The sequence below is a fragment of the Pseudomonas brassicacearum genome, from assembly GCF_000585995.1.
Classification (GTDB): Bacteria; Pseudomonadota; Gammaproteobacteria; order Pseudomonadales; family Pseudomonadaceae; genus Aquipseudomonas; species Aquipseudomonas brassicacearum_A.
Map to the genome: position 1 here is coordinate 4,992,640 of NZ_CP007410.1, position 21,092 is coordinate 5,013,731.

A 21,092-nucleotide genomic window follows, 5' to 3' on the forward strand; every position below is an offset into this window, starting at 1 on the left:
AGCGGGCTTGCTCGCGAAGACGGTGGCACATTCAATATCAATGTGCCTCAGACACCGCTTTCGCGAGCAAGCCCGCTCCCACAAGGGGCGGGACCCGGCCGCCGTTGGCGTTTGTACGAGACTGTTTCAATGCCCCTCTCCAATATCCGCATCATCCATCAGGACGCCGCCGTCCTGGTGGTCGACAAGCCGACCCTGCTGCTGTCCGTGCCCGGCCGGGCCGACGACAACAAAGACTGCCTGATCACCCGCCTGCAGGAAAACGGCTATCCGGAAGCACGAATCGTGCACCGACTGGACTGGGAAACCTCCGGCATTATCCTGCTGGCCCGTGACCCGGACACGCATCGCGAACTGTCTCGGCAGTTTCATGATCGAGAAACCGAAAAGGCCTACACGGCGTTGTGCTGGGGCCAGCCGGCGCTGGACAGCGGCAGCATCGACCTGCCCCTGCGCTACGACCCGCCGACCAAACCTCGCCACGTGGTGGACCACGAACACGGCAAACACGCCCTGACCTTCTGGCGGGTGCTGGAGCGTTGCGGCGATTGGTGCCGTGTCGAACTGACGCCAATCACCGGGCGCTCGCACCAGTTGCGCGTACACATGTTGTCCATCGGTCACCCGCTGCTGGGCGACGGGCTTTACGCCCATCCGCAGGCCCTCGCCGCCTGGCCACGCCTGTGCCTGCACGCCAGCATGCTGAGCTTCACCCATCCGCAAAGCGGCGAGCGCCTGCGCTTCGAGTGCCCGGCACCGTTCTGAAACACACCACAGCCCCCTGTGGCGAGGGAGCTTGCTCCCGCTGGGGCGCGAAGCGGCCCTAAAGACTGACACCTCGGAAAGTCTGCTCGATTGGGTTGCTGCTGTTGGGGCTGCTGCGCAGCCCAGCGGGAGCAAGCTCCCTCGCCACCGGTCAACAATCCAAGTCACCCACATATCCCTACCTCACCCTCCCCATCGACCACCAATACGGTAAACTCCCGCCCATCGCTGTCTGGAGCTTTTTATGCGCGCAGAGTTGAACCAAGGCCTGATCGATTTCCTCAAGGCCTCCCCCACCCCATTCCATGCCACCGCCAGCCTTGCCCAGCGCCTGGAAGCGGCAGGTTATCAGCGCCTTGACGAACGCGAGACCTGGACCACCGAGGCCAACGGCCGGTATTACGTCACGCGCAACGACTCCTCGATCATCGCCTTCAAGCTGGGCCGCAACGCACCGCTGCACGATGGCATCCGCCTGGTCGGCGCCCACACCGACAGCCCCTGCCTGCGGGTCAAGCCCCAGCCGGAACTGCAACGCCACGGTTTCTGGCAACTGGGCGTGGAAGTCTACGGCGGCGCATTGCTGGCACCGTGGTTCGACCGCGACCTGTCCCTCGCCGGCCGCGTGACCTTCCGTCGTGACGGCAAGGTCGAGAGCCAGTTGATCGATTTCAAGGCCCCCATCGCCACGATTCCGAACCTGGCCATCCACCTCAATCGCGAAGCCAACCAGGGCTGGGCCATCAACCCGCAGAATGAACTGCCCCCGATCCTTGCCCAGTTCGCCGGTGACGAACGCGTCGACTTTCGCGCCGTACTCACCGATCAACTGGCCCGCGAACACGGCCTGAACGCCGACGTGGTGCTCGACTACGAGCTGAGCTTCTACGATACCCAAAGCGCCGCGATCATTGGCTTGCATGGCGACTTCATTGCCGGTGCGCGCCTGGACAACCTGCTGTCGTGCTATGCCGGCCTGCAAGCCTTGCTGAATGCCGACACTGAAGAAACCTGCGTGCTGGTGTGCAACGATCACGAGGAAGTCGGCTCTTGCTCAGCCTGCGGTGCCGACGGCCCGATGCTTGAACAGACCTTGCGGCGTCTGCTACCGGAAGGGGAAGAGTTCGTACGGACCATCCAGAAATCCCTGCTGGTCTCTGCCGATAATGCCCACGGCGTGCACCCCAACTATGCTGACAAACACGACGCCAACCACGGCCCCAAACTCAACGCCGGGCCGGTGATCAAGGTCAACAGCAACCAGCGCTACGCCACCAACAGCGAGACCGCCGGGTTCTTCCGTCACCTGTGCATGGCCGAAGAAGTCCCGGTGCAGAGCTTCGTGGTACGCAGCGACATGGGCTGCGGCTCGACCATCGGCCCCATCACCGCCAGCCAGCTGGGCGTGCGCACCGTGGACATCGGCCTGCCGACCTTCGCCATGCACTCGATCCGCGAGTTGTGCGGCAGCCATGACCTCGCGCATTTGGTGAAGGTGTTGAGTGCGTTTTATGCCTGTCGTGAGTTGCCTTAGCCGCAGCTGGACCGGTTTGGAGCAAAGGCAGATGAACACTTGTGGCGAGGGGATTTATCCCCGCTGGACTGCGGAGCAGTCCCAGAATCCACCAACCACCGCGATTATCCGGTAGGGCGTAGGGGGTTGCTGCGCAACCCAGCGGGGATAAATCCCCTCGCCACAAGAGTGTTCGCCTCTGGATTGGGGGGTGATGTGACCCACATCACCACAACCCGACAAAACCCCAACTAGACTGGCCTTATCCCCCCCGACAAGGCTGTCACCATGATTTCCATGTCTTCGTTCAACGCCATGCTGGTGCCCATCATCGCCGGCATGATCCTGCTGGCCATCGGTTTCAACTTCCGTGACAAGAACGTCGGAGTCTTTGCCATGTGGATCGGCATGTTGCTGATCCTCGCCACGGTGCTGTTCAAGATCCTGGCCAAGCTCAACGAATCAGCCTGAGCTCACCTCAAGGGGCGGGCGGTTGCTCGGGCACGTCCACCCCGACGTGAATCGCATCGTGTCGCCAGAACTCCAGGTCACAGTCGATCAGCCGCTGATGCTGGTCATAGTTGACCCGTGCAATCCGCAGCCCCGGGCTGCCCACCGAGACCTTCAGCGCCGCCGCGGCTTCCGGCTGGAGAGACGTGGGCACGATCTCGAATTTCACCCGGCCATAGTGCAAGTCGTAGTGGCGAGCATACAGCTCGGTCATGGATTGGTTGAGGTCGAACTCGAGGATGTCCGGAAAGTACTGCGGGTTCAGGTAGTGCTCGACGTACAGCACCAGACGCTCATCGATGCGCCGCGCGCGACAGATCTGGATCACGCTGGACAGCGCCGGCAGTTGCAACCAGGCACACACCGCCGCCGAGGCAGGTTGCAGGCGCGCCGAGATCACTTGGGTAGAAGGCACCCGCCCCTGCGCCGCGACCATGGCGTGAAAATGGCTGCGCTGCATCAGGTTATAGGCCAGGCGTGGTGGCGAAACGAACCAGCCCCGGCGTTCCTCCCGATAGATCTGCCCCTGGGCTTCGAGCTGCAACAACGCCTCACGCACGGTAATCCGGGTGGTTCCGAACAACTCACTGAGCTTGCGTTCGGCCGGCAACTTGCTGCCCGGCGCCAGCAACCCATGGTCGAGCTGCTCTTGCAGGACCTGCCCAATGGTTGTCACCGCCTTGGTTGTCTCGATGCGCATCAACGTTACCTATCTGGACTAGACCAGCACTGTTTCAGGGCGAAATCGATGGCGCATCGATCCGCTTCTCGTTCCCGCAAGCCTAGGCACTGCTCATGACTGCGAGATGACAGACCCGCCGAACGGTTGCCAGGCAAACCTGCAAATTAACGGCCAAGTCCTTGCAGATCAGCTGTTTAACCATGGTCTACGCTTAATTCGCAGCCAACCGGTACGTGCCTGATATTTTCCGCCTCCATCGGCGTCGACATCAAAATGTCACAGGGCTCGCCTACATTGGCTCAGGTATTGCTGACCTAGACCAACACAACCGCAATCGCAGCGTTGAAAACGCCCATAGGAGCTTCGGATGAAACAGCTTTTCCTGGCATCACTGTTAGGCTCGACCATTGCCATGTGCACCGCCGCCATGGCCGCTGACACCGATCTGAAAACGTTGGAAGCCGCTGCGAAAGCGGAAGGCGCCGTGAACAGCGTCGGCATGCCCGATGACTGGGCAAACTGGAAAGGCACCTGGGACGACCTGGCCAAGCTCTACGGCTTGAAGCACATGGACACCGACATGAGCTCGGCCCAGGAAATCGCCAAGTTCGCCGCCGAGAAAGACAACGCCAGCGCCGACATCGGCGACGTCGGCGCGGCCTTCGGCCCAATCGCGGTCAAGCAGGGCGTGGTGCAACCCTACAAGCCAAGCACCTGGGACCAAGTGCCTGCCTGGGCCAAGGATAAGGACGGTAACTGGGCGCTGGCCTACACCGGCACCATCGCGTTCATCGTCAACAAGAAGCTGCTGCACGGCTCCGAAGTACCGACCAAATGGGCTGACCTGAAAACCGGCAAGTACAAAGTCTCCATTGGTGACGTGAGCACCGCGGCCCAGGCCGCCAACGGCGTGCTGGCAGCCGCCCTGGCCAACGGCGGCGACGAGAAGAACCTGCAACCGGCCCTGTTGATGTTCGCCGAAATTGCCAAGCAAGGGCGCATCTCCATGGCCAACCCGACCATCGCCACGATGGAAAAAGGTGAAGTCGAAGTCGGCGTGGTCTGGGATTTCAACGGCCTGAGCTACAAGGCCAAGATGGCCAACCCGGATGATTACGTCGTGCTGATTCCGTCCGACGGCTCGGTGATCTCCGGCTATACCACCATCATCAACAAATACGCCAAGCACCCGAACGCCGCCAAGCTGGCCCGTGAGTACATCTTCAGCGACGCCGGCCAGATCAACCTGGCCAAGGGCAACGCCCGGCCGATCCGCGCCGAGCACCTGACACTGCCGGAAGAGGTCAAGGCCAAGCTGCTGCCAAACGAGCAGTACAAAGGCGTGACCCCGATCAAAGATGCGGATGCGTGGGAGAAGACTTCCAAGGCACTGCCACAGAAATGGCAGGAAGAAGTGATCATCAATATGCAGTGAGGCGGTAGTTAGCCCGTTCGGATATCCGATGCAAATCCCTTGTGGGAGCGGGCTTGCTCGCGAATGCTGACTGACATTCAACATTGATGTTGGCTGACAGACCGCATTCGCGAGCAAGCCCGCTCCCACACGGGACCTTCGTTGATTCGAGTTTTCTGGTATCTGCCCCGGAGTCCCGGTCCCTATGAAGCACAACGTCATCCTGGTGGTGCTCGACGGCCTCAACTACGAAGTCGCCCGGCATGCCATGGGACATTTGCAGGCCTATGTTGGCGCAGGACGCGCAGCCCTCTACACACTGGAATGTGAACTGCCGGCCCTGTCCCGTCCGCTCTATGAATGCATCCTCACCGGCGTCGTGCCCATCGACAGCGGGATCGTGCACAACAATGTCACGCGCCTGTCGAACCAACGCAGTATTTTCCACTACGCCACCCAGGCCGGCTTAAGCACCGCCGCCGCTGCGTATCATTGGGTCAGCGAGCTCTACAACGTGTCACCGTTCATCGCCGGCCGGGACCGTCATACCGACAACCCCGACCTGCCCATCCAGCACGGGCATTTCTACTGGAATGACCATTACCCCGATTCCCATCTGTTCGCCGACGCCGAACACCTGCGCCAGCGCTACTTGCCGAACTTTCTGCTGGTGCACCCGATGAACATCGACGACGCCGGCCACAAGCACGGCCTCGACACGCCGCAATACCGCAACAGCGCCCGCTCGGCTGACATCAACCTGGCGGTCTACCTGCAAGCCTGGCTCGACGCCGGTTATCAGGTGCTGGTGACGTCTGACCATGGCATGAACAACGATCGCTCCCATAACGGCCTGCTGGCCGAAGAACGGGAAGTGCCGCTGTTTGTCCTGGGTGACGGCTTCAGTCTCGATCCCGCGGCAGCGCCCCGGCAGACCGAACTGTGCGGCACCATTTGCCAGTTGCTCGGCGTCGACCACGACAAACCCTATTGCCAGGAGTTACTCAAGTGAACGCCATGACGCGCGGCAAATGGCTGGCAGCGTTGTGCCTGGTGCCCTTCGCGATTTTCTTCATCGTGTTCCAGATTGCCCCGCTACTCTGGGTGTTGATCAACAGCCTGGAATCGGAAGAGTTCGGCTGGGGCCTGGCCAACTTCAGCAAGATTTTCAGTTCCAAGTTCTACCTGCAAGCGATCCAGCACAGCCTGGAGATCAGCTTCTGGTCCAGTGTGTTCGGCATCATCATCGCCGTGCTCGGCAGCTACTCCCTGCGCCGGGTGGATTCGCGGCTGCGCAACTTCGTCAACGCCTTCGCCAACATGACCAGCAACTTTGCCGGCGTGCCCCTGGCCTTCGCCTTCATCATCTTGCTGGGGTTCAACGGCAGCATCACGATCATGCTCAAGCAGGCGGGGATCATTGAGGATTTCAACCTGTATTCGAAAACCGGGCTGATCATTCTCTACACCTACTTCCAGATTCCTCTGGGCGTGCTGCTGCTCTATCCGGCCTTCGACGCCCTGCGTGAAGACTGGCGCGAATCCGCCGAGCTGCTGGGCGCCAATGGCTGGCAGTTCTGGCGGCACATCGGCTTGCCGGTGCTGACGCCGGCACTGCTGGGCACCTTCGTGATCCTGCTGGCCAACGCCCTCGGCGCCTATGCCACGGTCTACGCGCTGACCACCGGCAACTTCAACGTCTTGCCGATCCGCATCGCCGCCATGGTTTCCGGGGACATTTCCCTCGACCCGAACATGGCCAGCGCCCTGGCCGTGGTGCTGGTAGCGTTGATGACCCTGGTGACCATCGTCCATCAGTTGCTGCTCAAGAGGAGCTACCATGTCTCGCGCTGAACCGGGCTCCGCCGGGCTCTATCATCGGGTGGTGGTGTACCTGCTGTTCGCCATCCTGCTGCTGCCCCTGGTCGGCACGCTGGTCTACTCCATCGCCAGCAGTTGGTCGGCCACCGTGCTGCCCAGCGGCTTCACCTTGAAATGGTATGTGCAGTTGTGGAGCGATCCGCGCTTTCTCAACGCCTTCGGTCAATCACTGCTGGTCTGCGTCGGTGCCCTGGTGCTCTCGGTGGTGTTGATCCTGCCGCTGCTGTTCGTGGTGCATTACCACTTCCCGAAACTCGACGCGCTGATGAACATCCTCATCCTGCTGCCCTTTGCGGTGCCGCCAGTGGTGTCGTCGGTGGGGCTGCTGCAACTCTACGGCTCCGGGCCGCTGGCGATGGTGGGCACGCCGTGGATCCTGATCGGCTGCTACTTCACCGTCGCCTTGCCGTTCATGTACCGGGCGATCACCAACAACCTGCAAGCCATCAACCTGCGCGACCTGATGGACGCTGCCCAACTGCTCGGCGCCAGCACCTTCCAGGCCGCCGTGCTGGTGGTGCTGCCGAACCTGCGCAAAGGCTTGATGGTAGCGCTGCTGCTGTCTTTCTCGTTCCTGTTCGGCGAGTTCGTGTTTGCCAACATCCTCGTCGGCACGCGCTATGAAACCCTGCAGGTCTACCTGAACAACATGCGCAACAGCAGCGGCCACTTCACCAGTGCGCTGGTGATTTCCTACTTCTTCTTCGTATTGGTCCTGACCTGGGCGGCCAACATCTTGAACAAGGACAAAAGCCAATGAGCTACGTCAGCGTCCAACACCTGCAAAAAAGCTACGCGGGCACTCCGGTGTTCAGCGACATCAACTGCGAGATCCGCAAGGGTGAATTCGTCACCCTTCTCGGTCCTTCCGGTTGCGGCAAGTCCACGCTGCTGCGCTGCATTGCCGGCCTGACGGCGGTGGATGCCGGGCAGATCCTGCTGGATGGCCAAGACATCGTCCCGCTGAGCCCGCAGAAGCGCGGGATCGGCATGGTGTTCCAGAGCTATGCCCTGTTCCCCAATATGACTGTGGAGCAGAACGTTGCTTTCGGCCTGCGCATGCAAAAGATCGAGACCGAGGACAGCCGCAAGCGGGTACAGGAAATCTTGCGGCTGGTGGAACTGCAGGATTTTGCCGCCCGCTACCCTCATCAACTCTCCGGCGGCCAATGCCAGCGCGTGGCCCTCGCCCGCTCCCTGGTTACCCGTCCGCGCCTGTTGCTGCTGGACGAACCGCTATCGGCCCTGGATGCGCGGATTCGCAAGCACCTGCGCGAACAGATCCGTCAGATCCAGCGCGAACTGGGCCTGACCACGATCTTCGTCACACACGATCAGGAAGAAGCCCTGACCATGTCTGACCGGATTTTCCTGATGAACCAAGGAAAGATCGTACAAAGCGGCGATGCCGAAACCCTTTACACGGCACCGGTCGATGTCTTCGCCGCTGGTTTTATCGGCAACTACAACCTGCTGGACGCCGACAGCGCCAGCCGGTTGCTGCAACGGCCGGTGAACGGTCGCATCGCGATTCGCCCGGAAGCCATTGAACTGAGTCGCAGCGGCGAGCCCGATGCGCTGATCCGCAGTCACAGCCTGCTGGGCAACGTGATCCGTTACCGGGTCGAGGCCCGCGGCGTGGAGCTGGTGGTCGATGTGCTCAATCGCTCCGCCGCCGACCTGCACCCCGATGGCACACGCTTGTCACTTTCCATCGATCCAACGGCGCTGTGTGAGGTAGCCTGATGGCTTTGTTGATTTTCAAGAGAGAAGCGCGCTGATGGCCCTGGCAATTTTTGATCTGGACGAAACCTTGATTCACGGCGATTGCGCCACCCTCTGGAGCGAGCAGATGGGACGCCTGGGCTGGGTCGATCCCGAGTCGTTCATGCATCGCAACAACGCGCTGATGGACGCCTACAGCCATGGCAAGCTGCGCATGGAGGAGTACATGGATTTCAGCCTGGAGCCGATGATCGGCCGCACGCCAGAAGAAATCGAACACCTGGTGGCGCCGTGGGTGGAGGACTTCATCGAACCGATCATCTTCAGCGACGCCACCAAGGCCATCGCCGAACACCGCAAGGCCGGCGACCGGATCCTGGTGATCTCGGCCTCGGGCACGCACCTGGTCAAACCGATCGCCGAACGCCTGGGCATTGATGAAATCCTGGCGATTGAACTCGAAGTGACCCATGGGGTGTACAGCGGCAAGACCGTGGGTACCCTGACCTACCGCGAAGGCAAGATCGCGCGGTTGCTGGACTGGCTGGATGCCGAGGAAGAGAACCTGGAAGGCGCGAGTTTCTATTCCGATTCGCGCAATGATTTGCCGCTGTTGCTGCGGGTGGATTTCCCCCACGTGGTCAACCCGGACCCGGTACTGAAGGCCCATGCCGAATCGGCCGGGTGGCCGATTCATACCTGGAAGTGAGCGCTGATCGGTCCCTGGAAGAACAATCAGGCTCTATTTGGAGCTGGAACAGTGGACCCTGTGGCGAGGGCTGCCTCAACGACTATCAATGAGAGTTCACAAACCAGCGCGTGTAGGGGCAACGTGATCTGGCATGGCAGCGCCCTACTTGAACTTGGAAAAGGCTTTTGCCAGATCCAGAATGGCTTTTTCGTCTTGCCTGTCCATATCGCCGTCGCCATCAGCGTCGGTTTTGACATTGACGGTATCGTAGGGGCCGTTCTTTTTCGAAGCAGAGACGAAGGTGGCAAACTGCAGTTGTTTGCCCCTATAGATTTCCAAGACAACTTCAGGCGATCTATCACCGTCAATATATTCCTGGGTCATGCGGAGTTCTTTCGTAGCCATCACAACACCTCTTCTGTTAGTGAACACTAATCAGAGAGACATCTATTACTCTCGAACCCACTCTAGGATGGCTTTCTTCGTAGTGTCTACTGTCAGACTTGACAGTGTGCAAGCCTATCCAGCCCTTGAAAGGTCACGGCGAAACGCAGGACCGAGCGCTCACTAAAGAGCACTCAAACTCCTGTGGCGAGGGAGCTTGCTCCCGCTCGGCTGCGCAGCAGTCGTAAACCGGCTGGCGCGGTCTGCCTGGACAACCACATCGCCCCGATTGGGGCGGCGGCGCCGCCCAGCGGGAGCAAGCTCCCTCGCCACAGAAGCTGTATCAGCTGGATTGCTTGCGCGACTAGCTCAGGCTTTCATCGATCACCAACACCAACTTCCCAGACACCTTATTAGTTGCCAGCTCCGCAAATGCCGCCTCGGCATCCTTGATCGCAAAGGTCTTGGCCAGCTGCGGGCTCAAGCGTTTGTCGGCAAACAGCGGCCATACCTCTTGCCCCAGCCCACTGATCAGGTCGGCCTTGAACTGATCGTCGCGGCTACGCAGAGTCGAGCCGAGCAATTGGATACGCTTGCCCAGCACCTGTGCCAGATCGAGGTCGGTCGAGCGCCCGCCCATCAGCCCGATGAGCACCCATCGCCCGTCAACTGACAAAAGTTTCACGTTGAGTTTGGCGTAGTTGGCGCCCACCGGATCGAGGATCACGTCGAAGGGGCCGAGGTCGTTCAGGCTTTCCATATCGTCGGTGCGCACCACGCCACCTTGGGCGCCCAACGCCTCGCAATAGGACAGGCGCTCAGCCGAGCCAACGCTGACCCAGCACGGGTTGCCAAACGCCTTGCACAGCTGGATCGCGGCCGAGCCGACGCCACTGGCACCGGCGTGCACCAGTACTTTTTCACCCGGCTTGAGCCCGGCAAGTTGGAACAAATTCAGCCACGCGGTGCTGTAAACCTCCGGCAGCGCGGCCGCTTCAGCCAACGACAACCCCTCGGGCACCGGCAAGACATGCCGGCCATCGACCACCACTTCTTCGGCCATCCCGCCGCCGGCCAGCAAGGCGCACACGCGGTCACCAATCTGCCAGGACGAGCCCGGCCCGACTTCGCTGATCACCCCGGAACACTCCAACCCCAGCACCTGGCTGGCACCGGGTGGCGGCGGATAATGCCCGGCCTTTTGTAACAAATCGGCCCGATTCAGGCCGGCGGCGGCCACACGAATGCGAACTTGCCCCACATCACACGCCGGACTTGGCTCATCAGCCCATACCACTTGGCCTTCAACGCCTTGCAATGCTTTCACGGTGCCTCCATAGTGAGTCTCGACTGGGCCCGCTGCTGTAACGCCGGGCTTTCTTGCATTATGCGCCCGGGCCACATGGAACCGGCGACTTCAAAGACGGCCTAATATGCGTTATCAATTGTCCCTGCGTCGAATCAGCATGAAGCACCTGTTCCCCAGCACCGCCCTCGCGCTTGTCATTGGACTCGGTCTGTTGCCGCTGTCGAACGATACGTTCGCAGCCAACAGCTGGGACAAGCTTCAGCCCGATCGTGACGAGGTGATTGCCAGCCTTAACGTCGTTGAGTTGCTCAAGCGCCATCACTACAGCAAGCCGCCGCTCGATGACGCGCGTTCGGTCATCATCTATGACAGCTACTTGAAGCTGCTTGATCCGTCGCGCAGTTATTTCCTGGCCAGCGACATCGCCGAATTCGACAAGTGGAAAACCCAGTTCGACGATTTTCTCAAGAGCGGCGACCTGAACGCCGGGTTCATCATCTACAAGCGCTACCTGGACCGCGTGAAAGCGCGTCTGGATTACGCCCTTGCCGAGCTGAACAAGGGCGTCGACAAAATCGATTTCAATGCCAAGGAAACCTTGCTGGTCGACCGCAAGGACGCCCCTTGGCTCAAAAGCACGGCCGAACTTGATGACCTGTGGCGCAAACGCGTCAAGGATGAAGTGCTGCGCATGAAAATCGCCGGCAAGGATTCCAAGCAGATCCAGGAAACCCTGACCAAGCGCTACAAGAACCAGTTGGCTCGACTGGACCAGACCCGCGCCGAAGATGTCTTCCAGGCGTACATCAACACCTTCGCCATGTCCTATGACCCGCACACCAACTATCTGTCGCCGGATAACGCGGAAAACTTCGACATCAACATGAGCCTGTCCCTGGAAGGCATCGGTGCGGTGCTGCAGAGCGACAACGATCAGGTGAAGATCGTGCGCCTGGTGCCCGCCGGCCCTGCCGACAAGACCAAACAGGTGAGCCCGGCGGACAAGATCATCGGCGTCGCCCAAGGCGACAAGGAAATGGTCGATGTGGTCGGCTGGCGCCTGGACGAAGTGGTCAAGCTGATCCGTGGCCCGAAAGGCTCGGTGGTGCGCCTGGAAGTCATCCCGGCCAGCAATGCGCCGAACGACCAGACCACCAAGGTCGTGTCCATCACCCGTGAAGCGGTGAAGCTGGAAGAACAGGCGGCGAAGAAATCGGTCCTCAACCTCAAGCAGGACGGCAAGGACTACAAGCTCGGCATCATCGAGATCCCGGCCTTCTACCTGGACTTCAAGGCGTTCCGCGCCGGGGATCCGGACTACAAGAGCACCACCCGCGACGTCAAGAAACTGCTGACCGAGTTGCAGAAGGAAAAAGTCGATGGCGTCGTCATCGACTTGCGCAACAACGGCGGCGGCTCCCTGCAGGAAGCCACCGAATTGACCAGCCTGTTCATCGACAAGGGCCCGACCGTGCTCGTGCGTAATGCCGATGGCCGGGTGGACGTGCTGGAAGACGAAAACCCGGGCGCATTCTACAAAGGCCCGATGGCCTTGCTGGTCAATCGCCTGTCCGCTTCAGCCTCGGAGATTTTCGCCGGCGCCATGCAGGACTACCACCGGGCACTGATCATCGGCGGCCAGACCTTCGGCAAAGGCACCGTGCAGACCATCCAGCCGCTCAACCATGGCGAGCTGAAGCTGACCCTGGCGAAGTTCTACCGGGTTTCCGGCCAGAGCACCCAGCATCAGGGCGTACTGCCTGATATCGATTACCCGTCGATCATCGACACCAAGGAAATCGGCGAAAGCGCCCTACCCGAAGCGATGCCGTGGGACACCATCCGCCCGGCGATCAAACCGGCCGTGGATCCGTTCAAGCCGTTCCTGGCTCAACTCAAGTCCGAGCATGATGTGCGCACAGCCCAGGACGCGGAGTTTGTCTTCATCCGCGACAAGCTGGCCCTGGCGCAGAAGTTGATGCTGGAGAAAACCGTCACGCTCAACGAAGCCGACCGCCGCGCCCAGCATGCCGACATTGAAGGCAAGCAACTGGTCATGGAAAACCTGCGTCGCAAGGCCAAGGGCGAAGAGCCGCTCAAAGAGCTGAAGAAAGAAGACGAAGACCTGATCACCGAGCCGGAAAAAACCAAGCCGGAAGACGATGCCTACCTGAGCGAGACCGGGCGGATCCTGCTGGATTACCTGAAACTCAACACGGCCGTCGCCAAACACTGAGATGATGGCCATTTAATGGTGAAGCTCGTCGGAGTGTCATCAAACTGACATCAGTCTGTCGTGAAATACAGGACCGGGCGCTCCCTTGAAGGGATCGCGCCCCGTCCTTTTTTTATCGCCAGAGATTGCCATGACCACGACAGAACAGCTGAGTGCCTTGAGTTCGATCCTGGCTCAAAGCGGTTTGCACAGTCTGTTCCAGCCGATCGTCTGCCTTTCTGAACGGCGCATCGTTGGTTACGAAGCCTTGACCCGCGGCCCATCCAACAGCCCGCTGCACTCCCCCATCGCCCTGCTCTCCGTGGCCCGCCAGGCCGGACGCCTCAGTGAGCTGGAACTGGCCTGCCGCCGCAGTGCCTGCCAGCGCTTCAACGAGCAAAAACTGCCCGGCAAGCTGTTTCTCAACGTCTCGCCCGAGTCCCTGCTGGAATCGGCGCACCAGACCGGGCGCACGCTGCAACTGCTGCAGGACTTTGGCATCCCGCCCAGCCAGGTGGTAATCGAACTGACCGAACAAACCCCCATCGATGACTTCCAGCTCCTGCAAACCGCCTTGCATCACTATCGGGCCATGGGTTTTTCCATTGCCCTGGATGACCTTGGCGCCGGCTATTCGAGCCTGCGGCTGTGGTCCGAACTGCGGCCCGATTATGTGAAGATCGACCGGCACTTCATCGACGGCATTCACCAGGACGCGCTCAAGCGCGAATTCGTCGGCTCGATCCTGAAAATCGCCCGGGCGTCCCGGGCCCAGGTCATCGCAGAAGGCATAGAACTGCCGGAAGAGCTGGCGGTGCTGATCGAAATGGGCATCGATCTGGTCCAGGGTTACCTGCTCGCCCGGCCCCAGGAGCAACCGTCCAAAGACGCCAGGGCGCTGATGCCACGGCAGGACAGCGGCGCGGTGTCGCTGACCGAGGAGGTCAATGATCTCGGGGCGCTGCTCAACGAACAACCGGCCGTGGCCCACAACACACCGACGGCCACCGTGCTGGAAGCGTTTCGGCGCCAGGCCAACCTCAACTCTCTGGCGGTGCTGGACGATCAGCAGCAACCCTGCGGCATCGTCCATCGCCATTCACTCTCGGACGCCCTGCTCAAGCCCTTCGCCACCGACCTGTTCGCCCGCAAACCCATCAGCCGGCTGATGAGCGATGACTTCCTCGCGGTGGAACTGAGCCAGTCGTTGCAACAAGTCAGCCGCCTGATCACCAGCCGCGCCCGGCAACGTATCGAAGAAGACTTCATCATCACCCTCAACGGCAACTACCTGGGCCTGGGCCGGGTGATCGACGTGCTCAAGCTCATCACCGAGCTGAAAATCCAGCAGGCCCGCTACGCCAACCCACTGACGCTGCTGCCGGGCAACGTACCGATCCAGCAGTGCCTCACGCGCCTGCTGCAACAACGGCAGGAGTCGGTGATCTGCTACGTGGACATCGACAGCTTCAAACCCTTCAACGACATCTACGGCTACGGCCGCGGCGACGAAGTCCTGCTGTGCCTGGCCCAATGCCTGAACGAACGCATCGACCCCAGCCGCGACTTCGTCGGCCACATCGGCGGTGACGACTTCCTCCTGGTCCTCGGCCCAGACGACTGGCGCAAGCGCCTGAACCAACTGCTGAACGACTTCCAGACCCATTGCCGACGCTTCTACCGGCCTGAACATCTGGAGGCTGGGTGCTTTACCGCGCTGAATCGGCAAGGGGTTCGGCAGGAGTTCGCGTTGCTGTCGTTGTCGATTGGGGTCGTGCATCTGCGCTCGGAGGCGTGTGGGGAATTGGATGCGAGCCAGTTGGCGGAACTGGCTTCGCAGGCGAAGCATCATGCGAAGGAGATTGTTGGGGGGAGTGTGTATCTGGTTGATGGTTTGGTTGAGCGGGAGCCTGTGGTGGAGTTGGGTTTGTTGATGTGAGTGGATTACTCGCTCGCATCCGCGCCACGGCCCGAACGCCTGGCGATACCTCTGTGGCGAGGGGATTTATCCCCGCTGGGCTGCGAAGCGGCCCCCAACCAGACAACCCGGAGTGCCAGGAAGATTGAGTTCGCTGCTTTAGGGCTGCTCGTAATAGAAAACTTGATGATGCTGCCACGCGGGGCCTTGGATTTCTATCTGCAACCTACACCTGTCACTCTACTTCCATGATTTTTCTATATTTTTCAAAAATAGCTTCAGCTTGATCGTCGCCTGAGATTAGGTTTTCATAAAAAACCTCATCAGTGGCCCATTCAAAAAAAACCAGTTGAGTTTGATTTTCGCCATTACTGGTTTCTTTAAAATTAAGCTCCCAATGGGCTGAAAGGCGCTTGTCAGTGATCTCAAAAAAATCGGCGGCAACGGGGATTGGGTATTCATCGTAGTCGTCGGGGCAGAGATAGAACCAGGGGCAGTTATCCCAGAATTCTATGCCGTAGACGACATACTCTTTGCCTATTTCCAAATTCAGTTCGCCATCGGAGCGAGAGATGTAAGGTTTTAGGCGTATGAGTGTTTGTGCTGAGAGCTTGTCGCTGCTTAAGTTATTTACTATGCATTTAACTTTCATTTTTTAATGTCTCCGGGTGGTACCGATGGATCATTACCCCAAGACCTTATGTTGTCGTGGCTATGCTTTTTGAATTTAAAATCCATTAACTTTTTTGTGCTTGGGTCTCGAACGTAATGCACTACGGAGTCGTTTCCGTTATTGGACTTCGTTTTTAACGTTACGACTAAGGGTCCTCGAGGGTTTTGAGCTTGATCAATTCCTTCTCCCCGACCTACCAAGTAGATGGGTCTTCAAGGGATGCTTTTTTTAGATCCTCTTTCCAAGCCTCTTTTGCTAGAACATGAACATCTTGAAGAAACTCTTTAGGATTTTTCAAGTTATACCACTCCCCACGAGGCCAACTACCTGCACAGTCCTCGTCTATTTCAAAGAGGCTTTGAAAGTCGAAGTTTGGATCATTAAGCTTATCCTCCAAAAACTCCACCAACACATATTTATGCCTGTATGATAGGCACGCCAAATCCAGGCCGTATTTAACAATAAGCTCTGTCCTTTCGCGTTCGTCATCAGGATTGTAAACTTCCAGTAATGCCCCGCGCGTCTCTTCACGGTCATACACATCAAACTGACCGATAAACCACATCAGATCAGGAACGAATTCCTCATCAATAAAAGGATTTTTCAACATTATTTTCTCTCCATGGGAAATGCGGTGTACGGCACTCCGTTCTTATCGAACTTAATTTCAAACCAATTTAAATTTTCATTAAGTTTGGGATTTTGCTTATCTTTTTTGTTGGGTTTATAGCCGCGCCCTGCCCCCGGCAGCTCCTGCCTAACAACTCTATCTTTCTTGTGGTCCAAGCCCGTAAACGGATCCAATCCAAGCTTTTCTCTAGTCATCGCTTTATTCAGCGCATTTAAATGGACTCTCCAGTTATTAAACTGGGAACTCAAGCTTCCATTTGCCCCCTTTGGAATTTCACCTGTATGAGGATTTGCACCGTTAATGGCTCGCTGCTTGAGTGCGGCATCTGATATTTCCGGGCTATGTTTTTCAACAGTATGCATATCGTATTCTTTTTCCATTCGAGTAACTCGCCGCTTAGCATTCGCCTCCCCCAATTCATCAATTCGCGCCCGCCGCTGCTCCGCCGTCATCGGCAGCCGCGGCTCCCCCTCATCCACCCCGACCTTACCCGCCGAATCCTGCTCCCCAACCGCCGGCCGACACCCACCCGTCCCCGGACAATCCACCAACCCCAACGGATCCACCCACCCCGTCGGATTCACGGTGTAGCGATACCCATTGAGCCCACCCGCCAGTTTGCTCGGGTCAGGCGTCAAATAGCGGCCGGTTTCGGGATTGTAGTAGCGGTGGCGGTTGTAGTGCAGGCCGCTTTCCGGGTCGAAGTATTGGCCCTGGAAGCGCAGTGGTTGTTCCAGCTGTTCGCCGCCGCCGTGGACCAGTTCGGTGGTTTTGCCGTAGCCGTTGTAGCGTGCCGACCAGACGATCTGGCCGCCGTAGTTGGTCAGTTCCTGCGGCGTGCCCAGGTGGTCGAGGTGGTAGTAGAACGGGCAGGCGTTGAGGCCTTTGCCGTCGAGCATTGCCAGCGGGCGGAAGGTGCCTGGTTCGTAGAGGTAGCTGCGGTGGTGACGCGGGCTGCTTTCGGCGACGAGCTGGTCGCCCTGCCAGAAAAATTTCGTGGTCAGGCCGTCCACGGTCTTGCTGATGCGTCGGCCGAAGGCGTCGTAGCGGTAGGACGCTTCGCGACCGTCCGGCTGGGTCACGCCGATCAGCCGGTGTTGGCTGTCGTAGCGGTATTCGCTGACGAGGCTGTGGGCCTTGCCGCGGCGTTCGCGGATCAGGTTGCCGAAGGCGTCGTAGTCGTAGTGGCGGTCGCCCTGCATCAGCAGGCGGTTACCCTTGACGGTGCTCGGGCCGGGGCGGTCCAGCATCAACAGGTTGCCGGCCGGGTCGTGGGCGAAGTGTTCCGGTGGTGCGCTGTGGGAAGAGTCGATGCGCACCAGGCGATCCAGTGGATCGTATTGGTAGCTGCGGCGGTTGCGGTTGTCGGAAAGGACTTCAAGGTTGCCCTTGGCGCTGTAGGCATAGTCGCGCCAGAACAGTTGCTGCTGGTGCTGCCACACCGTCTGGGCCTTGAGGCGGCCCTGTTCGTCGTAGTCGTAGTGGCTGCGCAGCAAACCCTGTTGCCGCTGTCGTTCGCGACCGCCGTCAAACTGATGCTCGGTGAGGCGTGTGCCGTTCAGGTCTATCGCGGTCAGCGCGCCGCCCCGGGCGTGGTGGTAGTCGAGCGTGCTGTGGTCCGGCAGGCGCAGGTGATTGAGCCGGCCGCAGGCGTCGTAGCCATAACGCAGGGTGCCCCAGCCCTGGTGCTCGGTGATCAGCCGGTCCTGGGCGTCGTACTCGAAGGCCAGCGGATGATCGCTGCCGTCATTGACGTGGACCAGCCGACCGAGCCGGTCGTAGCGGTACTCGATCGCCTGGCCGTCGGGCAGGGTCTTGACCCGCAGTCGCCCGGCCGCGTCGCGTTGGTAAGCGGTGACAAGCTGGCTGCCGTCGTCGCCGTATTCGGTTTTCTCCAGCAAGTGGCCGTTACGGTCGTAGGCGTAGGCGGTGCGTTGGCCGTCGAAGCCGATCTGCTGTCGGATCAATCCATTGGGCGTGTAGTCCAGCTGATATTTTTCGCCGGATTCGTTTTCGATCTCGGTCAGCAACAGCCGCGCCGAGTCGTAGCGGTACTTCAGCTCGGTGCCGTCGGGGTTGAGGCGGCGGCTGACCAGGTGCAGGTCGTCGGCGTATTCGTAGCGGGTGACGCGGCCCTGTTCGTCGCGCTCGCTGGTGACCTTGCCGTAGGCGTTGTAAGTCCAGGCCCGGGTCGCCCCGCTCGGCAAGATGGTCTGGAGCAGGCGGCCGACGGCGTCCCATTGGTAGTGCGTGAGGGCGCCGTGTTCGTCCTGGCGGGTCAGCAGACGCCCCAGGGCGTCGTAGGAAAAACACCGGCGGCCGCCGTCGGGCAGGGTTTCTTCCGTCAACTGGCCCAGGCGATTCCAGGTAAACCGATGTGCGCTGCCGTCCGGGTAATCCACCGACAGCAGTTGCCCCTGGTCGTCGTAGGCATATTCCGTACGCTGACCATCCGGATCGATGCGCTCGGTCACGTCACCTTGGGCGTTGCGCCGATAGGTCCAGACGGCTTTGCCGCGACAGCGGGTATGTAGGAAACCGTTGCGGTATTCGTAGGACGTGGGCTCATCCAGGGGCGGAATCAGCGCCACCAGCCGGCCGGCTTCGTCGTAGCGGTATTCGGTGACGGCGCCCAGCGGGTCCTGCTCGGCGATCAGCCGGCCCTGTGCATCATAGGCCTTGAGGTGCTCGCCGCCATCGGGCTCGACCTGGCGCACCAGCCGCGCCCGGTCGTCGTGGACATACACCTCCTGGCTGCCATCGAGGTGCTGGACCGTGACGCTGCCGTCCTCATCCCAGCGGTAATGGCTGTCCATCTGCGCAAACGAGGCCCAATGCCTGACGCAGCGAGCCGCCCGCCCGACGCCTTGCCACTCCCAGAAAAAACTCGCCCCGCCGGCCAATTGCCGCTGGAGGATGACGTGCTGGTCGTCGTAGTCGTAGCGTTCGCTTTCACCGGCGGCGTTGGTCGCTTCGATCAGTCGGAAACGTGCGTCATAGCGGTAGGAAACCAGCGTCTGCTCGGTGCGCCAGGCGTCGTCCAGGGTCAGGGCCGGGTGGAAGCTCTGGTAGTCGATGGCGACCAGGTGGCGCTGCTCGTAGCGCAAGCGCAGGGCGCGCCCGGCGCCGTTGTCCAGGCGACAGATGTCGCCGTGGATGTTGCGCTGCAGGGTCAGGCGGTTGTCGTAGCGGTCGCTGAGGGCGGTCAGATGACCGTCGCGAAAGTGTAGGAAAGGTGCGTTTTCGCCGGGCTGGGCGATGATCAGTTCGTCCGGCTCGGCGCCCAGGTAAATCGCCGCACGGGCCAGGCTGTTGTGGATCGCAGGGCGCTGGGCGTTGGGCAGCGGAAAGGTCGTACGGCGGTTTTCTTGGTCGATCCAGATGACCTGCTCGCCTTCGAGCAGCAAGCGGTGCGCCAGGGCATGGCTCCAGCCGCGCCCAAGGCCGACGTCCAGGTCCACCGCGCTGGTGCGGCGGTACAGGCGGGTGAAGACAAACGGTAGGCGCCCATCGAGGCTGCCATCCTCCAGGGTCAGCAGTTCCTCGCCGGTGACCATCGACACCGGGCAGCCGCTGGTTTGGGTCTGGGCCGCGGTGTCGGCGCTGTCGCCGTTGGGGTTTTTCGATTGCGCCGGGGCGTCGTCGTGGGGTTCGTATTTTTTCAGCGTGGTGTTGCGCTGCGCATCCCAGCGCAGCTGCATGCGACCCTTTTTCACCCCGGCCGCGATCCCCCGCGCCGCCACGGTCTTGTAGCGGTCCACGTAGGCCATGACACCGTTGACCACCGCGAAAATCCCACGGATAAAACGCTGCGCGGCCTCCAGCAGTTGCGCACCCACCTTAGCCAGGCGCATCGACAGATAAGCAATCCCGGCCCCCGCCCCGGCGAAGGTCAGGACTACACCAATCAACAAGTCGATCAACAACTGCACCGTCACCCTCGATAAGGCTTCGGCGGTTTCGCCAGCCATCTCGCTGGGCGGCAGCATCTCCAGCCAGAGGCTGGCGGTGCGCACCAGCAGGCACAACGCCGCTTCGTCGCTGGCCAGCAGTTGCAGCTTGGCCATGAGCAACGGCGTTTTCTCCGCCAGCTCCGCCAGTTGTTTAGCGCTCTCGCCCAACCGCTCAACAAACTGATTGGGGTCCTTGAGGATGTCCGAAAGCAGGCTGATGCTGTCCCACACGCCCTCGATCGCCGCCCAACTGCCGGCCAGCAGGCCATTGCCGACCGCGGCCGCCGAAGTCGCCAACGATTGCTGTGACCACTGCGGCTTGAAGCCCTGCCACTCGCCGCGCAACCAGTCTGTCAGGTCGTTGCTCAAGCCATCGTAGGAAGAAAACAGAGTCGCGATTTGTTTGGGGGATACTTCGCCCTGGACATGGACCCGATAGGACTTGCCTGCCTCGCCCTTGAAGGTTCCCAGGCCCTGGGCATCCAGGGTAACCGGCGTGACCTCGCCGCTGTCCACCGCGACCACATCCACCACGATGCCGCCCAACGGGATGTCGTACACCGACTCGAACTTGCTCTCGATCGTCATCTCCCCACCCTGGGGGCACTGGACGACGGTGGAGAGAAAGTCATCATCGCCGGTGCTGACGGCGGTGGTGCTATCGCCGAAGCGGATCACGCGCTCCATGCCCATCAGCGCGGGCAGGTCGGCCGCCTGGCTGGCCCGATCCGCCGCGCGGCTGTACCAGCGTTCAAGTTGCTCGCGGTAAAGCCAAAGGGTGTCTTTGAAGCTATCGAGTTCCTGCTCGATACGGCTCACCTGATCCAT

At 60.3% G+C, this 21,092-nt stretch carries 17 protein-coding genes; 11 read left to right on the top strand and 6 right to left on the bottom strand.

Annotation, left to right across the window (positions count from 1 at the left end):
• The first annotated feature begins 129 nt into the window (after positions 1-129).
• The 3 genes from CD58_RS21295 to CD58_RS21305 all read left to right on the top strand — a co-directional run bounded on the left by CD58_RS21295 (position 130) and on the right by CD58_RS21305 (position 2,749).
• Positions 130-765 carry an RluA family pseudouridine synthase gene (locus tag CD58_RS21295; RefSeq protein ID WP_025214990.1) on the top strand — a complete coding sequence of 212 codons (636 nt, stop codon included), beginning with the start codon at positions 130-132 and terminating at the stop codon, positions 763-765.
• 244 nt (positions 766-1,009) lie between these two features.
• Positions 1,010-2,299 carry a M18 family aminopeptidase gene (locus CD58_RS21300; protein WP_025214991.1) on the top strand — a complete coding sequence of 430 codons (1,290 nt, stop codon included), beginning with the start codon at positions 1,010-1,012 and terminating at the stop codon, positions 2,297-2,299.
• A gap of 267 nt (positions 2,300-2,566) precedes the next feature.
• Positions 2,567-2,749 (top strand): hypothetical protein, encoded by a 183-nt coding sequence (locus tag CD58_RS21305; protein ID WP_025214992.1) that lies wholly within the window; start codon positions 2,567-2,569, stop codon positions 2,747-2,749.
• A 7-nt stretch (positions 2,750-2,756) separates the two neighbouring features.
• Here CD58_RS21305 and CD58_RS21310 read toward each other — a convergent pair whose 3' ends face one another.
• Positions 2,757-3,488, bottom strand: a complete 732-nt coding sequence (locus tag CD58_RS21310; protein ID WP_025214993.1) for a UTRA domain-containing protein — start codon at positions 3,486-3,488, stop codon at positions 2,757-2,759.
• A gap of 349 nt (positions 3,489-3,837) precedes the next feature.
• Here CD58_RS21310 and CD58_RS21315 point away from each other — a divergent pair, with 349 nt between their 5' ends.
• The 6 genes from CD58_RS21315 (at position 3,838) to CD58_RS21340 (ending at position 9,199) form a co-directional block, all read left to right on the top strand.
• Positions 3,838-4,905 carry an ABC transporter substrate-binding protein gene (locus tag CD58_RS21315; protein WP_025214994.1) on the top strand — a complete coding sequence of 356 codons (1,068 nt, stop codon included), beginning with the start codon at positions 3,838-3,840 and terminating at the stop codon, positions 4,903-4,905.
• 184 nt (positions 4,906-5,089) lie between these two features.
• Positions 5,090-5,896 carry an alkaline phosphatase family protein gene (locus CD58_RS21320; protein WP_025214995.1) on the top strand — a complete coding sequence of 269 codons (807 nt, stop codon included), beginning with the start codon at positions 5,090-5,092 and terminating at the stop codon, positions 5,894-5,896.
• Positions 5,897-5,901: 5 nt separating this feature from the next.
• A complete protein-coding gene (locus CD58_RS21325; protein WP_162178169.1) occupies positions 5,902-6,738 on the top strand; it encodes an ABC transporter permease in 837 nt (278 codons plus the stop codon).
• Positions 6,725-7,525, top strand: coding sequence for an ABC transporter permease (locus CD58_RS21330; protein WP_025214997.1), 801 nt, complete (start codon positions 6,725-6,727; stop codon positions 7,523-7,525). Before CD58_RS21325 ends, CD58_RS21330 begins: the two co-directional genes overlap by 14 nt.
• On the top strand, positions 7,522-8,511 hold the full coding sequence (locus CD58_RS21335; protein WP_025214998.1) for an ABC transporter ATP-binding protein: 990 nt from the start codon (positions 7,522-7,524) through the stop codon (positions 8,509-8,511). The genes CD58_RS21330 and CD58_RS21335 overlap by 4 nt, the downstream gene beginning before the upstream one ends.
• Before the next feature lie 34 nt (positions 8,512-8,545).
• Positions 8,546-9,199, top strand: coding sequence for an HAD family hydrolase (locus tag CD58_RS21340; protein WP_025214999.1), 654 nt, complete (start codon positions 8,546-8,548; stop codon positions 9,197-9,199).
• A 144-nt stretch (positions 9,200-9,343) separates the two neighbouring features.
• Here CD58_RS21340 and CD58_RS21345 read toward each other — a convergent pair whose 3' ends face one another.
• Complete coding sequence (locus CD58_RS21345; RefSeq protein ID WP_025215000.1) at positions 9,344-9,586, bottom strand: hypothetical protein; 243 nt, start codon at positions 9,584-9,586, stop codon at positions 9,344-9,346.
• Positions 9,587-9,929: 343 nt separating this feature from the next.
• Entirely contained in the window at positions 9,930-10,892 is a 963-nt protein-coding gene (locus tag CD58_RS21350) for a zinc-binding dehydrogenase (RefSeq protein ID WP_025215001.1), read from the bottom strand.
• A gap of 139 nt (positions 10,893-11,031) precedes the next feature.
• Between CD58_RS21350 and CD58_RS21355 the strand changes: the two genes are divergently transcribed.
• Positions 11,032-13,110 (top strand): carboxy terminal-processing peptidase, encoded by a 2,079-nt coding sequence (locus tag CD58_RS21355; protein WP_200868933.1) that lies wholly within the window; start codon positions 11,032-11,034, stop codon positions 13,108-13,110.
• 130 nt (positions 13,111-13,240) lie between these two features.
• Positions 13,241-15,028 carry a bifunctional diguanylate cyclase/phosphodiesterase gene (locus CD58_RS21360; RefSeq protein WP_025215003.1) on the top strand — a complete coding sequence of 596 codons (1,788 nt, stop codon included), beginning with the start codon at positions 13,241-13,243 and terminating at the stop codon, positions 15,026-15,028.
• 214 nt (positions 15,029-15,242) lie between these two features.
• Here the strand turns inward: CD58_RS21360 and CD58_RS21365 are convergent, their stop codons facing one another.
• From CD58_RS21365 to CD58_RS21375, 3 genes are all read right to left on the bottom strand, one after another.
• Positions 15,243-15,659 (bottom strand): hypothetical protein, encoded by a 417-nt coding sequence (locus CD58_RS21365; protein ID WP_025215004.1) that lies wholly within the window; start codon positions 15,657-15,659, stop codon positions 15,243-15,245.
• A gap of 214 nt (positions 15,660-15,873) precedes the next feature.
• Positions 15,874-16,290: a hypothetical protein gene (locus CD58_RS21370; protein WP_025215005.1), complete on the bottom strand. Its 417-nt coding sequence runs from the start codon at positions 16,288-16,290 to the stop codon at positions 15,874-15,876.
• Positions 16,290-21,092, bottom strand: coding sequence for an RHS repeat-associated core domain-containing protein (locus tag CD58_RS21375; protein ID WP_025215006.1), 4,803 nt, complete (start codon positions 21,090-21,092; stop codon positions 16,290-16,292). Before CD58_RS21375 ends, CD58_RS21370 begins: the two co-directional genes overlap by 1 nt.

Bases quoted from the DNA above. Each gene is read 5' to 3' on its own strand.
- CD58_RS21295 (WP_025214990.1), top strand. From the start codon at position 130: ATGCCCCTCTCCAATATCCGCATCATCCATCAGGACGCCGCCGTCCTG.
- CD58_RS21300 (WP_025214991.1), top strand. From the start codon at position 1,010: ATGCGCGCAGAGTTGAACCAAGGCCTGATCGATTTCCTCAAGGCCTCC.
- CD58_RS21305 (WP_025214992.1), top strand. From the start codon at position 2,567: ATGATTTCCATGTCTTCGTTCAACGCCATGCTGGTGCCCATCATCGCC.
- CD58_RS21310 (WP_025214993.1), bottom strand. From the start codon at position 3,488: ATGCGCATCGAGACAACCAAGGCGGTGACAACCATTGGGCAGGTCCTG.
- CD58_RS21315 (WP_025214994.1), top strand. From the start codon at position 3,838: ATGAAACAGCTTTTCCTGGCATCACTGTTAGGCTCGACCATTGCCATG.
- CD58_RS21320 (WP_025214995.1), top strand. From the start codon at position 5,090: ATGAAGCACAACGTCATCCTGGTGGTGCTCGACGGCCTCAACTACGAA.
- CD58_RS21325 (WP_162178169.1), top strand. From the start codon at position 5,902: ATGACGCGCGGCAAATGGCTGGCAGCGTTGTGCCTGGTGCCCTTCGCG.
- CD58_RS21330 (WP_025214997.1), top strand. From the start codon at position 6,725: ATGTCTCGCGCTGAACCGGGCTCCGCCGGGCTCTATCATCGGGTGGTG.
- CD58_RS21335 (WP_025214998.1), top strand. From the start codon at position 7,522: ATGAGCTACGTCAGCGTCCAACACCTGCAAAAAAGCTACGCGGGCACT.
- CD58_RS21340 (WP_025214999.1), top strand. From the start codon at position 8,546: ATGGCCCTGGCAATTTTTGATCTGGACGAAACCTTGATTCACGGCGAT.
- CD58_RS21345 (WP_025215000.1), bottom strand. From the start codon at position 9,586: ATGGCTACGAAAGAACTCCGCATGACCCAGGAATATATTGACGGTGAT.
- CD58_RS21355 (WP_200868933.1), top strand. From the start codon at position 11,032: ATGAAGCACCTGTTCCCCAGCACCGCCCTCGCGCTTGTCATTGGACTC.
- CD58_RS21360 (WP_025215003.1), top strand. From the start codon at position 13,241: ATGACCACGACAGAACAGCTGAGTGCCTTGAGTTCGATCCTGGCTCAA.
- CD58_RS21365 (WP_025215004.1), bottom strand. From the start codon at position 15,659: ATGAAAGTTAAATGCATAGTAAATAACTTAAGCAGCGACAAGCTCTCA.
- CD58_RS21370 (WP_025215005.1), bottom strand. From the start codon at position 16,290: ATGTTGAAAAATCCTTTTATTGATGAGGAATTCGTTCCTGATCTGATG.
- CD58_RS21375 (WP_025215006.1), bottom strand. From the start codon at position 21,092: ATGGATCAGGTGAGCCGTATCGAGCAGGAACTCGATAGCTTCAAAGAC.